Below are 12,224 nucleotides of genomic sequence, written 5' to 3'. Positions count from 1 at the left end.
TCCCCGCCGCCGTCGCCGCGGCGCGTCGGGGAGGTCGAGCAGTTCGCGTCCCCGGTCGTCGCGGAAGGAGACCAGTTCGTCCCGCACCGCGGCGACGGCGGCGGGGAGCCCGGCGAGTCCGCTCCAGGCCCGCAGGTCGGCCGTGGCGGCGGGCCCGAAGGCCGCCAGGTAGCGGCGGACCAGCTGCTCGCCGACCGGGTCGGCGCCGTCCTCGGCCGGCGGGTCGATCTCGCGCCCCAGCCAGGCGGCGACCGGCAGATTGCGCACGCCGGCCTTGGTGCGCCACAGCCCGCGCGGCGGCAGCTGCACCATCGGCACGAGACCGGCGACGAGCATCTCCCCCAGGGCCCGCGGCGCCGCCCCGGGCCACCGGTCGGCGACGGACCGCGCGAGCTCGGACAGGGAACGCGGCTCGCCGTCGGCCATCACCGCCCGCCCCGCGGCGGCGAGTTCGTCGAGGTCCACGCCGTCGAAGTCGCGGCGGTAGACCCCGAGCACGCGCTGGCGCAGCATCGGATCGTGCCGGGCCCGCCACGCCAGCACGTCGTCGGCCGTGACGAGGTGGACCGTGCGGCGCATGAGATGCGTACGCACGACCCGCCGCTCGACGAGCAGGTCGGACAGCGTGTCCGGCGCGAACCCCCGCAGCCGGGTCCACAGCCCGACGAACGGCTCCTGCGGTTCCTGCGCCTGCAGCCCGCCGAGGTGCGCCACGGCGTCGAGGACCGGCAGGTCGGCCCGGTCGAGCAGCAGTTGCCGGGCGAGCGAGGCCCGCCCCAGGGCGCGCGTGCCGAGCACGGTCATCGGCCCACCGCCGGGTACCGGCCGGACGTCTGGGGCCCGGGACTGGGCATGGCGACCACGATCATGGAGGACTGCTCCCGCTCTCTCGCACCGATGCGGACCGGAACGGCCCGAGCCTCCACGGTCCCAGGCGATGCGGTCAGCTTCTGTCCGCCACTCGGGTCGTGGAGCGGGAGCCCACCTCCTGCCGCGGCCGCGCCGGCAGTCCGTCGATGCTGGAGGCGTTCTTCTCGCGCATGTAGTCCTCCAGCGCCTGGTCCGACTTGCGCAGGCCCCACTGGTCCTGGAGGTCGCGCTCGCGGACCAGGTCCATCTCCGGGACCGTGAATCCGCAGGAGTCGGTGATGCGGGTGAGGGAGACGACCATGATGGAGCGCGGGATCGGGTGCTTGCCGAAGTGGCCGATCAGGGTGTCCCACTCGGGGGCGTCCGGGAAGACGCAGCGGGCCGTGCCGTACAGCCGGAGCGTCTTGGGGCGGCGGGTGAACGAACAGAACATCAAGGTGATCCGGCCGCTCTCGCGCACGTGCGCGATGGTCTCGGCCCCGGAACCGATGAGGTCCAGGTAGGCCACCGTCGTGTCGTCGAGGACGGCGAAGGTGTCCATGCCGCCCTTCGGGGAGACATTGACGTGTCCGTCCGGGGACAGCGGTGCCGTGGCCGCGAAGTACATGGGGGCCTGCGCGATGAACTCGCGCAGCGCGGGAGTCAGCCCCTCGTAGAGCTTGCCCATGGGGATCACCTCTCTGAACTGTCTTACGTCTGTGGGCTTTCCGGTCTCCGCGGGGCCGCGTGCAGGGCCCCGTGCAGATGGACCAGGCTGTCGCCCGGGGCGCCGATCCGTACGTGCTCCACGGCGCAGACGACCAGCTCGTGGTCGCCGAGCGTCATCCGGTGGTGGCGCACGCCGACCAGCCAGGCCGCGCAGTCGTCGAGCAGCGGCACCCCGTGCGGGCCCTCGTGCCAGCGGGTGGGCGGCGCGAACCGGTCGACGCCCTTCGCCGCGAACCGCTCGGCCACGTCGCGCTGGTCCGCGCCGAGCAGCTGGATCCCGAACCGCTCGCAGTCCTTGACCCTCGCCCACGTCGAGGAGGACGCGGCGAGCGCGAAGGAGACAAGCGCCGGTTCCGCGCTCACCGAGGTGAACGACGTGATCGTCACCCCGGCGGGGCCGGCCGGCGTGGCCGCGGTGAGCACCGCGACGCCGGAGGCGTGCCCCCGCAGCGCGGTGCGCAGCTCACGGGCGCCGACCGTGGGCGCCGCGGTGGTCACGTGCCCGTCCCGGTGGGCGTGCTGCCGAGCAGCCGTTCCGGCCGGGGGGCCACGGCCGTGATGGAGCGCGGTGCGCCGGGCGCCGCCTCGGGCCGGGTCCTGACCGTGATCCGGGCGGCCAGTTCGTGGGCCAGCTCCCGCGCGTCGTCGGCCGACTCACCGCGGACCATGAGCAGCCCGGACCGGTCGTACGACCAGGCGATCGGGTCCACCGTGTCGCCGGGCGCGACGGAGAGCTGGAGGGCCACCACCCGCGGGTCGGCGCGCACGTCGTCGGCGCCGGTGACGGACTCGACGACGCCCGGTTCCGCGGTCAGGAAGCGGATGGCGCCGCCGCCCCTGGCCGGTCCCGGCGTGATGGGCGCGGTGCGGCCCGCGTACCAGAGGAAGGCGAGCGCGTCGATGTCGGTCCCGTACACCTCGGTGGCCAGGTCGGCGATCCGGTCGCCGCCGCGCCGGTTGTGCGACTCCACCAGGCGGGGGCCGTCGGCGGTGAGGATGACCTCGCTGTGCGAGGGGCCGTCCGTCACCCCAACGGCGTCCAGCATCCGGCCGACCAGGGACGCGATCGCGGCCGTGGCGTCCGCGTCGAGGCCCGCGGGCTGTATGTGCCCGACCTCGACGAACGAGTCCAGCTTCTCCTTGGCGGTGTACGCGACGACCACGTGCTCGCCCGCGAAGCTGAAGGCCTCCACGCTGAACTCGGGGCCGCGCAGATACTGCTCCATCACGAACGTGTGCAGCCCGAACTCCGCTGCCCAGGCCGCTACTTCGGCGACCGCTTCGGGCCCCGGCACCAGCCGTACGCCGAGGCTCCCGGACCCGTACCGGGGCTTGATCACCGCGGGCCCGAACTCGGCGACGAAGGCACGGATGTCGGCCTCGTCGTGTCCGAGGCGTGAGGCGACCCCCTCGATGCCCCGCTCGGCGAGCAGTTCACGGAAGGCCAGCTTGTCCTGGAGCACGCGGACGGTGTCGAGGCCGGTGCCGGGCAGGCCGAGGGCCGTCGTCGCGGCCGCCGCCGACTCCAGGCCGTCCTCGATCATCGAGATGACCCGGGCCAGCGGCCGGTGCCGGTGCACGGCGGCCAGCAGATCGGCGACCGCCCGCGGGTCGCGGTAGTCCGTGAGGTGGGCCTCGGCCACCAACTCCAGGCCTGCCGTGTCGAGTTCGTGCGGGCCGTACACCCAGACGATGTCGAATCCGGCCTGCCGTGCCTTCTTCAGGGTGGCGACCTGGCCGCCGATGACCGCGATCCGCGGTGCGTCCTCGTTGTTCTCGTGGGTCATGCGCGCAGCTCCCGTCCCGATGCGTTCTCCAGCCAGCGCACGACCTCGACGTTGTCGGCACCCTCGGGCAGCTCGTCGTGCGCCTTCTCCCAAAGATCTTGGCAGGCGTGCCCGAAGGCGGCGGGGCCGCCCGCCGAGTCGAGCAGCGAGGTGCCGATGCGGATGTCCTTGAGCATCAGGCGCAGTGCGAAGCCCGAGTCGAAGGTGCCGGGCAGCACGTGGTCGGGGAGCTTGGTCTGCGAGGCATGGTTGCGGCCCGTGGAGGCGTTGATGACCTCCAGCATCGCCGCGGGCTCCAGGCCGAACGCCCGCCCGGCGAGCATGACTTCGGCGACCGCGGCGAGATTGACCGCGGAGAGCAGGTTGTTGAGCGCCTTCAGCGCGTGGCCCGCGCCCGCGGGGCCCACCCGGTACACCCTGCCGAGCGCGCCGAGCACCTCCTCCGCCCGCGCCACGTCGTCGGGTCCCCCCGCGGCCATCAGCGTCAGCTCGCCCGCGCGCGCGGCGGCCGGGGAGCCGGAGACCGGCGCGTCCACCACGGACACCCCGTGCGCGGCGGCGGCGCGGCCGAGGGCGAGGGTGTCCTCGGGCGCCGAGGAGCCCGTGTCGACGATCAGGGATCCCGCGGCGAGGTGCGGGAGCAGCTCCTCGGCCACCTGCCGGACGGCCGCGCCGTCGGGGAGCATGGTGACCACGACCGGCGCGGCCAGGTCCGCGACGGCCGCCGCCGTGCGCACGCCCGGATGCTCGCCGGCCGCCGCGGCGACGGACGCGTCGGCGTCGTACACGACCACGTCGAAGCCACGGTCGGCCAGCCGACGGCACATTCCCCCGCCCATGGACCCCAGTCCCGCAAACCCCACCCGCATGATCCGTTCCTTTCTCCGTACGTGTGCTCGCGCGTCCGGGCGGACGCGCTCCTGGCATGGCGGCGACGCGCTCACGGCGCCGCGCGGCCCTCACCCCGAGAGGATGGCGGCCAGCCCCCGGACGATGAGGACGAGCGCGGCGACGACCGCGAGGACGAGTACCGCGCCGCGCATCCGACCGCTGCCGTCCACCCGCCGCCGGACCGGCCCCGACAGCGCGAAGCCGACCACCACCGCGGGCAACAGCAGCGCCCCGAAGGCCAGTTGCTCGCGCGGCAGGCGGCCGACGACGGTGAGGGAGACGAGTGAGAGCAGCGTCCCCGCGGTGTAGAAGACGCTGAGGGTGCCGCGGACCGTGGGTCCGGGCTCCCGGTGGTAGACGAGCGCGATGAACGGCCCGCCGATGGACGACGTCGTCCCGGTCAGGCCCGCCACCGCGCCGGAGGCGATGAGCGTGCCCCGGTTCCTGGGCAGCCGGGCCGGGTCGAAGGCCAGGAGCGAGACGACGCCGAGGGTGATGCCTGCCGAGAGCAGGTCGAGCGTCGGCACCGAGACCACGAGGATCACGTACGAGGCCGCCGCCGTGCCCGCGATCCGCCCGGCCATCGCCCAGGAGACGCCATACCAGTCGGTGTGGGAGATCTCCCGGACCGCCCCGAGCGCGGCCAGCACGGCGGCGACCACGAGCAGCGAGCCCGGCATGAGGTCCGGCGCGGCGATCTGCACCACCGGCGCCGACACCAGGGCGAGGCCCACGCCCAGGCTGCCCTGGACCAGCGCGCCGACGAACACGGCGACGGACGCGCAGGCGAGGACGGACAGTTCAGGCATCGACGGGCACCGCCGTGCGCATCCGCTCCCCGGCCGCGCGGGCGACCCGCTCGGCCGCGAGTCCCGCCACCACGAGCACCGCCGCGGCCACCACCCAGCCGAGCGAGCCCGAACCGAGGAGCAGCCCGGTGACCATCACGGGTCCGAGCACCCGCTGTCCGGCCACGCTCAGGTTGAACACGGACAGGTAGCGTCCGCGCTGTTCCTCGGGAGCCAGGGCGATGGACAGGTCCCACACCGCGGAGTTGGCGATCACCTCGGCCAGGGAGAGCGTCACCACGGCGGCGGCCAGCCAGGCCACGGCGGGGCCGCCGCCGACGGAGCCGGACGCGGCGAAGCACAGGCTGCTCACCGCGAGCACGGCGCCCGTCCACGTGAGCATCCGGGTGGTGCGCCGCTGGCTGCTGGCCAGCTTGCTGACCGGGATCTGCAGCACCACGACGAGCACGGTGTTCAGCGCGAACAGCACGGACACGGTGGCCCGTGGGGCGTCCGTGTGCTCCAGGATCCACACGGGCATCGCGACGAGCAGCATCGTGTCGAAGAAGAACAGCAGGAAGTTGAGCCCGGTCAGCGTCAGATAGCGCGCGTCGGGCAGCACCCTCCCCCGCGCCGGCCGTTCGGCCGCGTCCTCCTGTGCGGCCCCGGCCGCCTTCGAGGGCGCGGCCAGTTCGGGCACCCGCAGCACGAGCACCGCGCCGCCCAGGAAGGCGAGACCGATGGCGATCAGCGTGACCCGGTAGGCGGTCTGGGTGTCGCTGGCGAGGGCGACACCGGCCGCCATCGCGCCGACCCCGAGTCCGCAGTTGCGTACGACGTTGACCACCGCGAGCAGCCTGGTGCGCTCCTGGCGTTCCGGCACGGCCACGGCGACCAGCGCCTGGAGCACCGGTGGCCCCGCCCGGTCGCAGGCCACCGCGCACAGCGTCACCACCATGAACTGCCAGAAGTCCGTGACGAGGACGTACGCCGCGCAGCACACCCCGCGCCCCAGGTACACGGCGGCGAGCACCCGCCGCGCCCCGTACCGGTCGGCGAGGACCCCGCCGAGCAGCGAGATCGCCAGGGCCACGACGCCGGCGAGGGCGAGCCCGGAGCCCACCTGGTTGGCCGAGAGGTCGACCTGCCGGGTGAAGTACGCCATGGAGCTCGCCATGAACAGGCCGATGCCGAGCGACTGGACGAGGGCTGCGGCGGCGAGTCGGCGGCCGCCCGCGGTGAGCCTCACGTCACTCGGCCCCGAAGTCGAAGTCGACCTGGTCCTCTAGCTCCATCTCGCGCACGATGCGCCGCACCCCGGAGAAGTCGCGCACCAGCAGGCCCGCGCCGGCCTCGCGCCGGCAGTCCTCGACGATCTCGTCGGCCTTCTCGAAGCCCGCCGCCCTGAGGATGCCCGGCCACACCGCGAAGTCCTGCTCCACGAAGGCGTGCAGCGCCTTGGGCAGCGAGTCGACGAAGGCGCGGCGCTGCTCGGTGTTCATGTGGACGTACAGCGCCTTGGCGACCTCGACCATGACGGAGGAGTGCGCGGACTCGTCGCGGGCGTGCAGCCGGGGCACCAGGGCGTGCAGCGGCTGGACGGTCTTGTCGCGGGAGAGCAGCTCCAGATAGGCGTTGACGCTGATCTCCGAGACGGTCGTCCACACCAGCTTCAGCAGGTCGCGTTCCCAGCGCTCCGACACCTTCGCGTCGGCCTCAAGGAGGCGGCGATAGGTGACGGTGTGCGGGTAGGAGGGCTCGCCGGTGACCTGCCGCACCTCACGCGTGCGCTGCATCGCGATCATGTGCATGTACGTGTGCCAGACCTCGTCCACGTGCGTCTGCTGGACGGCGCGCTTGAGCTGGACGCTGTCGGCGCCCGGGAAGGCGCCGTGCATGATCATGGCGAAGGTCGGGTTGGCGACGTGCTCCTCGGCCGCGATGACCCGCTCGTTGTAGACGAGCCACGCCATGGTGAGGACCTTCTGGCGCTGCTCGGGCGTGGCCGCGAGGTACAGCGGGTGCTCGGCGAACGGCAGCAGGCGCTCCGGGTAGTCCGGCAGCAGCTCGTCGTACTCCTCCGGCTCCGCTATCTGGTCCAGGTCGGTGCGGATCGTGGCACGCCGGGGCCAGGAGTCGGCGATGCGGCGCAGCACGGTCTCGTCGATGCCGTGCTCGTGGCCGTCCTCGTGGCCTTCTCCGAGGCCGCCTTCGATGGTGTGCTCGTGCTCGGCGATGCTCAACGGGGGTCCCCTTCGGATGCGTGGTCTGCCGCGGCCGCCGCGACGGCGTCGGCGAGGAGGGAGAGGCCGGGGGCCAGTTCCCCGGCGTCCGCCACGATCGGCGGCATGATCTTGAGGACCTGGCCGCGGGCGCCGGACGTCTCCACCAGGAGCCCGCGCGTGAAGGCGGCGCGCGACACCTTGTCGGCGAGCGCCGGGTCGGTGAAGGCGAGGCCGCGGATCAGGCCGCGGCCGACGACGGCGCAGCCGAGGTCGGAGAACGCGGCGGCGAGCTCGGTGAGCCGCTCCTCCAGGGCCGCGGCGTTGCGCAGCACCCGGGCGGCGAACTCCGGGTCCGCCCAGCGGTCCAGGCAGGCCGTGGCGGTGACGAAGGCGAGGTTGTTGCCGCGGAAGGTGCCGCTGTGCTCGCCGGGGCCCAGCTGGTCGAGCTCGGGGCGGACCAGGACGAGGGCCATCGGCAGGCCGAAGCCGCTGATGGACTTGGACAGGCAGATCAGGTCGGGGACGATGCCCGCCTCTTCGAAGCTGAAGAAGGTGCCGGTGCGCCCGCACCCGGCCTGGATGTCGTCGACGATCAGCAGGATGCCGCGCTCGCGCGCCACGTCGGCGAGCCGACGCAGCCACGGCGCGCTCGCCGCCGCGAGGCCGCCCTCGCCCTGCACGGTCTCCACCACGAAGGCGGCGGGCAGGTCGATGCCGCTGCCCGGGTCGTCGAGCATGCGGGTGAGGAGGTCGATGGTGTCGACGCCGTCGCCCGCGTACCCCTCGTAGGGCATGCGCGTGACGTGGCCGAGCGGCACGCCGGCCGCGCCGCGCTTGAAGGAGGTCGCGGACGCGGCGAGCGCGCCGAGCGAGAGGCCGTGGAAGCCGCCGGTGAAGGCGATGATGTCGGTGCGTCCGGTGACCCTGCGGGCCGTCTTGAACGCCGCCTCGACGGCGTTGGTGCCGGTCGGTCCGGTGAACTGCACCCGGTGGTCGAGCCCGCGCGGCGCGAGCACCACCTCGCGGAAGCGGTGCAGGAACGCGGCCTTGGCGCCGGTGTGCAGGTCGAGGCCGTGGACCGGTCCGTCGGCCTGGAGGTAGTCGATGAGCGCGGCGCGGACCTCGGGCGGGTTGTGGCCGTAGTTCAGGGCGCCCGCGCCCGAGAGGAAGTCGATGTACTCGCGGCCGTCCGCGTCCCACATCCGGTGTCCCGACGCGCGGGTGAACACGGCGGGGAAGCGCCGGCAGTAGGTGCGAACGGCCGATTCGAGCTCGTCGAAGACGGCCGTGTCCGATCCGGGGGTCACCTGTGCGGCGGTGACCGGTTCGGCGGTGGTCATGAGGCACTCCAGGGGTCGATGCCGGTGATCTCGGCCGTCTCGCGGGGGGTCAGTGCGGTGCGCGGGGAGAGCGGGAACCAGCCGGCGAGGCTGAGCCGGACCAGCTCGCGCATCCGGTCGGCGATCAGCTCCGGGGTGTAGCGCTCGGCCACCTCGGCGGCGTCGATCACCGGGGTCGGCGGGAAGTAGCGGCCGCCGGGCACGGGGCGTACGACGGCGTCCCACAGGTTGAGGCTCTGGCCGCCCCAGCGGGCCCGGCCGCTGAACACCGAGTACAGCGGCAGGCCTTCGGGGTGCGGCCGGCTCAGGGCCTGGTTCACGGCCTCGCTGACCATCTCGACGATCAGGCCGCAGCCGCCCGCTGACCGGGCCCTGCGGGCCTGCGCGAAGAGGGCGAGCGCGCCGTCGAGGGCGTCGCCGTGCCGGGTCAGGCCGCCGCTCTGCGGGGTGTAGCCGAGGTGGGCGAGGGTCGGGGTGCCGGTCGCGGCCACCGCCTCGATGCAGGCGAACTCGCCCTCGCCCGCCACCTCGATCTTGACCGCGTCCGCGCCGGCCGCGACGAACCGGTCGGCGGCGGTGCGGGCCGTGGCGGTGTCGCGGGTCGCCCCGTCCGGCAGGTCGGCGAGGAGGAACGGCCGCTTCCCGGAGGGGAATGCGGCGTCCAGGGCCTTGCGCACCTCGGCCACCAGGCCGGTGAGGGTGGCAAGGCCCCACTCCTGCTCGTCGGCGCCGGTCAGCGTGGTGCCGGCGCGGCCCAGGTGGGTCATGAAGTAGGAGTCGCCGACCATCACGCATTCGACGGGGGCGTCGTGCAGGTCCGGTGCGCGCAGGGCTTCGGCGAGGCCCTCGATCTCGTAGCCCCGGTACGCGTTGATCTTGAGTCCGAGCTGCGCCGGGCTCGCGTACCGGTGCAGGTACGGGGCCAGCGCGGAAGCCGCGGCCGGACCGGCCACGGTGGTGTCAACGGTCACGGCCGCCCTCCCAGTAGATCTTGTTGATACGGCCGATGGCGTCCTCGACGGCCTCTTCGGGCGCCGCGGTGAAGCAGAGCCGGGCCCAGCCGTCGCAGTGCGCGCCGAACACGCGGCCCGGCGCGAGTCCCACCCCCGCCTCGGCGCAGCGGCGCACGAACTCCTCGCCGTCGCCGTAGCGGGCCAGGTCGAGGAAGGTGTAGAGGCCGCCGGTGACGCGCGTGTGCGGGATCTCCAGGGCGGCGTCCGCGCGGTGCCAGGCGCGCTCCGCCGCCGCCCGGCGCCGCGCGAGCTCGTCGGCGGGTGTGGCGAGCGCCTTGAACGCGGTGTACTGCGCGGCCGTGGACACCGAGTACAGCGTGTGCAGCGACCACTTGGTGAGGATCTCCTCCGCGCCGGGCGGCGAGATCAGATGGCCGACGCGGGCGCCGGGCATCGCGTACGTCTTGCTGCAGCTGTGCACCGAGAAGGTGCGCTCGGCGGCGCCGGGGACGGTCGCCGTGTCGAGGAAGCCGTCGTCGCCGAAGTCGTAGTTCTCGTACGCGTTGTCGGCGATGAGCCACAGGTCGTGCCGCTCGGCCAGCGCGGCGAGCGCGCCCAGGGCCCGCTCGTCGAGGCGGAAACCGGTGGGGTTGTTGGGGTTGTTGAAGTAGATCGCCCGGGTGCGCGGGCCGACGGCCCGCTCGATCGCGGCGATGAAGTCGAAGCCGGGGTCCTCGCTCAGCTCCAGGAAGACCGGCACCTCGCGGGGCGTCCCGCCGGCCGCCCACACCAGGCCGGTGGCGAACAGCCACTGCGGGGAGAGGATGAGGACCTCGTCGCCCGGCGCCAGGATCGCGTGCAGGGTCACCGCGATGGCGTGCGTGGCACCGCTGGTCACCAGGATCTGGCCGGGGTCGACGTCGGTGCCCCGGCGTCGGCCGGCGGCGTCGGCGAACGCCGCGCGCAGCGCGGGCACTCCGGCGGGCGGCGCGTGCTCGTGGGCCGCGATGCCGAACTCGGCGCGCTCCCAGGGGCCGGGCCGTACACACGGCTCGAAGACGGTCTTGCCCTGCTGGAGCGGCACCGGTTCGGCGTGCGCGCCGGAGCGCAGCAGCCGGTCGACCGTCACCAGCGGGGAGGGCGGTATCTCGCTGAGGGTTCTACCGAAGGACGGCATGAGGTGTCCTCACTCCTGGACTTGGAACGGGCCCGTGCCGAGCGGGAGCTCGGCGGCGGCGCCGCGGGCGGGCCGGTCGATGCCGAGGTTTCCGCGCAGGGTGGTGCTCTCGTACTCGGTGCGGAACAGACCCCGGCGCTGCAGTTCGGGCACGACGAGGTCGACGAAGTCGTCCAGGCCCTCGGGGAGCACGGGCGGCATGACGTTGAAGCCGTCGGCGGCCTCCCCGGTGAACCACTCCTCCATGAGGTCGGCGACGTCCTGCGGGGTGCCGATGACGATGCGGTGTCCGCGGCCCCCGGTGAGCGACTGGTACAGCTCCCTGATCGTGAGGCCCTCGCGGCGGGCCTTGTCGTAGACGAGCTGCTGGCGGCTCGTGCTGCCCTGGGTGGGCGGCAGTTCGGGCAGCGGCTCGTCCAGCGGGAAGCCCGAGATGTCGATGTCGCCGAGGAGCTGGGTGAGCAGTCCGAGGCCGACGACGGGGTCGACCAGGTCCTGGAGCACGGCGTACTTGTCCTCGGCCTCGGCGCGCGTGCGGCCGATCACGGGGAAGAGGCCGGGCATCACCTTCATCTGGTCGCCGTCGCGCCCGTAGGCGGCGGCCTGCCGCTTGATGCCGCGGTAGAACGTCCGCGCCTCGTCCAGGGTCTGGGCGGCGGTGAACACCACCTCGGCCCAGCGGGCGGCGAAGTCCTGGCCGTCCGCGGAGGCGCCCGCCTGGATGAGGACGGGGTAACCCTGCGGCGGGCGGGCCACGTTGAGCGGACCGCGCACCGAGAAGTGCTCGCCCTTGTGGTCGAGGACGTGCAGCTTGTCGGGGTCGAAGTAGCGCCCGGACGCCTTGTCGTAGCCGAACGCGTCGTCGTCCCAGCTGTCCCAGAGGCCGGTGACGACCTCCATGAACTCCCTGGCGCGCTGGTAGCGCGAGCCGTGGTCGGGCTGGGCGTCGCGGTTGAAGTTCTTCGCCTCGGCGTCCGTCACCGAGGTGACGATGTTCCAGGCGGCCCGGCCGGCGCTGAGGTGGTCGATCGAGGCGAACTTCCGCGCGATGTGGAACGGTTCGTTGTACGTCGTCGACGCGGTCGCCGCGAGCCCGATGTGCGTGGTGTGCACGGCGAGCGCGGACAGCAGCGTCAGCGGGTCGAACTGGAGGAAGCGGCCCCAGCGGCTCAGGTCGTCGGCATCGCGGTACGGCGTGCGGATGCCGACGCCGTCGGCGACGAAGAACATGTCGAACTTGCCGCGCTCGGCGGTGTGCAGAAGGTCGCGGTAGTGCGCGAAGTCCAGGCCGCCGTCCGCGTGGGCCGTGGGGTGCCGCCAGGAGGCGACGTGGTAGCCGGGAGCCAGCAGGAAGGCCCCCAGACGGAGCGTACGGCGTGTCACGCCCATAGTCAGGTCTCCGGTGTCCTTGCAGGTGAGGAGCTTGGGATCGAGACGGACACTAGATCAGCGGCCGACCGGGGACACGGTTCTGCGTGCACTGTG

At 73.4% G+C, this 12,224-nt stretch carries 12 protein-coding genes; all 12 read right to left on the bottom strand.

Going from position 1 to position 12,224, the window contains the following annotated elements; all coding sequences use genetic code 11:
* Nucleotides 1–804 (bottom strand): winged helix DNA-binding domain-containing protein (locus AOK22_RS11250; protein WP_055698454.1); only part of this gene is annotated, 804 nt, incomplete at its 3' end.
* A 139-nt stretch (nt 805–943) separates the two neighbouring features.
* Complete coding sequence (locus AOK22_RS11245; RefSeq protein WP_055698453.1) at nt 944–1,537, bottom strand: pyridoxamine 5'-phosphate oxidase family protein; 594 nt, start codon at nt 1,535–1,537, stop codon at nt 944–946.
* A 23-nt stretch (nt 1,538–1,560) separates the two neighbouring features.
* Nucleotides 1,561–2,076 (bottom strand): flavin reductase family protein, encoded by a 516-nt coding sequence (locus tag AOK22_RS11240; protein WP_055698452.1) that lies wholly within the window; start codon nt 2,074–2,076, stop codon nt 1,561–1,563.
* Nucleotides 2,073–3,365, bottom strand: coding sequence for an ATP-grasp domain-containing protein (locus tag AOK22_RS11235; RefSeq protein WP_055698451.1), 1,293 nt, complete (start codon nt 3,363–3,365; stop codon nt 2,073–2,075). The genes AOK22_RS11240 and AOK22_RS11235 overlap by 4 nt, the downstream gene beginning before the upstream one ends.
* A complete protein-coding gene (locus AOK22_RS11230) occupies nt 3,362–4,234 on the bottom strand; it encodes an NAD(P)-dependent oxidoreductase (RefSeq protein ID WP_063795236.1) in 873 nt (290 codons plus the stop codon). Before AOK22_RS11230 ends, AOK22_RS11235 begins: the two co-directional genes overlap by 4 nt.
* A gap of 90 nt (nt 4,235–4,324) precedes the next feature.
* Entirely contained in the window at nt 4,325–5,065 is a 741-nt protein-coding gene (locus tag AOK22_RS11225) for a TSUP family transporter (protein ID WP_055698449.1), read from the bottom strand.
* Nucleotides 5,058–6,293 (bottom strand): MFS transporter, encoded by a 1,236-nt coding sequence (locus tag AOK22_RS11220; protein ID WP_055698448.1) that lies wholly within the window; start codon nt 6,291–6,293, stop codon nt 5,058–5,060. Before AOK22_RS11220 ends, AOK22_RS11225 begins: the two co-directional genes overlap by 8 nt.
* Nucleotide 6,294: 1 nt before the next feature.
* Nucleotides 6,295–7,287, bottom strand: a complete 993-nt coding sequence (locus AOK22_RS11215) for a diiron oxygenase (RefSeq protein ID WP_237773439.1) — start codon at nt 7,285–7,287, stop codon at nt 6,295–6,297.
* Nucleotides 7,284–8,609: a diaminobutyrate--2-oxoglutarate transaminase gene (ectB, locus tag AOK22_RS11210; RefSeq protein WP_055698447.1), complete on the bottom strand. Its 1,326-nt coding sequence runs from the start codon at nt 8,607–8,609 to the stop codon at nt 7,284–7,286. Before ectB ends, AOK22_RS11215 begins: the two co-directional genes overlap by 4 nt.
* Nucleotides 8,606–9,580, bottom strand: a complete 975-nt coding sequence (locus AOK22_RS11205) for a 3-methyl-2-oxobutanoate hydroxymethyltransferase (protein ID WP_055698446.1) — start codon at nt 9,578–9,580, stop codon at nt 8,606–8,608. Before AOK22_RS11205 ends, ectB begins: the two co-directional genes overlap by 4 nt.
* Nucleotides 9,570–10,739 carry a pyridoxal phosphate-dependent aminotransferase gene (locus AOK22_RS11200; protein WP_055698445.1) on the bottom strand — a complete coding sequence of 390 codons (1,170 nt, stop codon included), beginning with the start codon at nt 10,737–10,739 and terminating at the stop codon, nt 9,570–9,572. The genes AOK22_RS11205 and AOK22_RS11200 overlap by 11 nt, the downstream gene beginning before the upstream one ends.
* Nucleotides 10,740–10,748: 9 nt before the next feature.
* On the bottom strand, nt 10,749–12,122 hold the full coding sequence (locus AOK22_RS11195) for an LLM class flavin-dependent oxidoreductase (protein WP_237773440.1): 1,374 nt from the start codon (nt 12,120–12,122) through the stop codon (nt 10,749–10,751).
* Nucleotides 12,123–12,224 lie beyond the last annotated feature (102 nt).

Origin of the sequence: Streptomyces silaceus (assembly GCF_001419745.1) — a bacterium.
GTDB classification, from domain to species: domain Bacteria; phylum Actinomycetota; class Actinomycetes; order Streptomycetales; family Streptomycetaceae; genus Streptomyces; species Streptomyces silaceus.
The sequence above is the reverse complement of the archived record's forward strand: the minus strand, read 5'-3'. Positions and strand labels throughout refer to the sequence as shown.

Bases quoted from the DNA above. Each gene is read 5' to 3' on its own strand.
- AOK22_RS11235 (WP_055698451.1), bottom strand. From the start codon at position 3,365: ATGACCCACGAGAACAACGAGGACGCACCGCGGATCGCGGTCATCGGC.
- ectB (WP_055698447.1), bottom strand. From the start codon at position 8,609: ATGACCACCGCCGAACCGGTCACCGCCGCACAGGTGACCCCCGGATCG.
- AOK22_RS11245 (WP_055698453.1), bottom strand. From the start codon at position 1,537: ATGGGCAAGCTCTACGAGGGGCTGACTCCCGCGCTGCGCGAGTTCATC.
- AOK22_RS11230 (WP_063795236.1), bottom strand. From the start codon at position 4,234: ATGCGGGTGGGGTTTGCGGGACTGGGGTCCATGGGCGGGGGAATGTGC.
- AOK22_RS11200 (WP_055698445.1), bottom strand. From the start codon at position 10,739: ATGCCGTCCTTCGGTAGAACCCTCAGCGAGATACCGCCCTCCCCGCTG.
- AOK22_RS11225 (WP_055698449.1), bottom strand. From the start codon at position 5,065: ATGCCTGAACTGTCCGTCCTCGCCTGCGCGTCCGTCGCCGTGTTCGTC.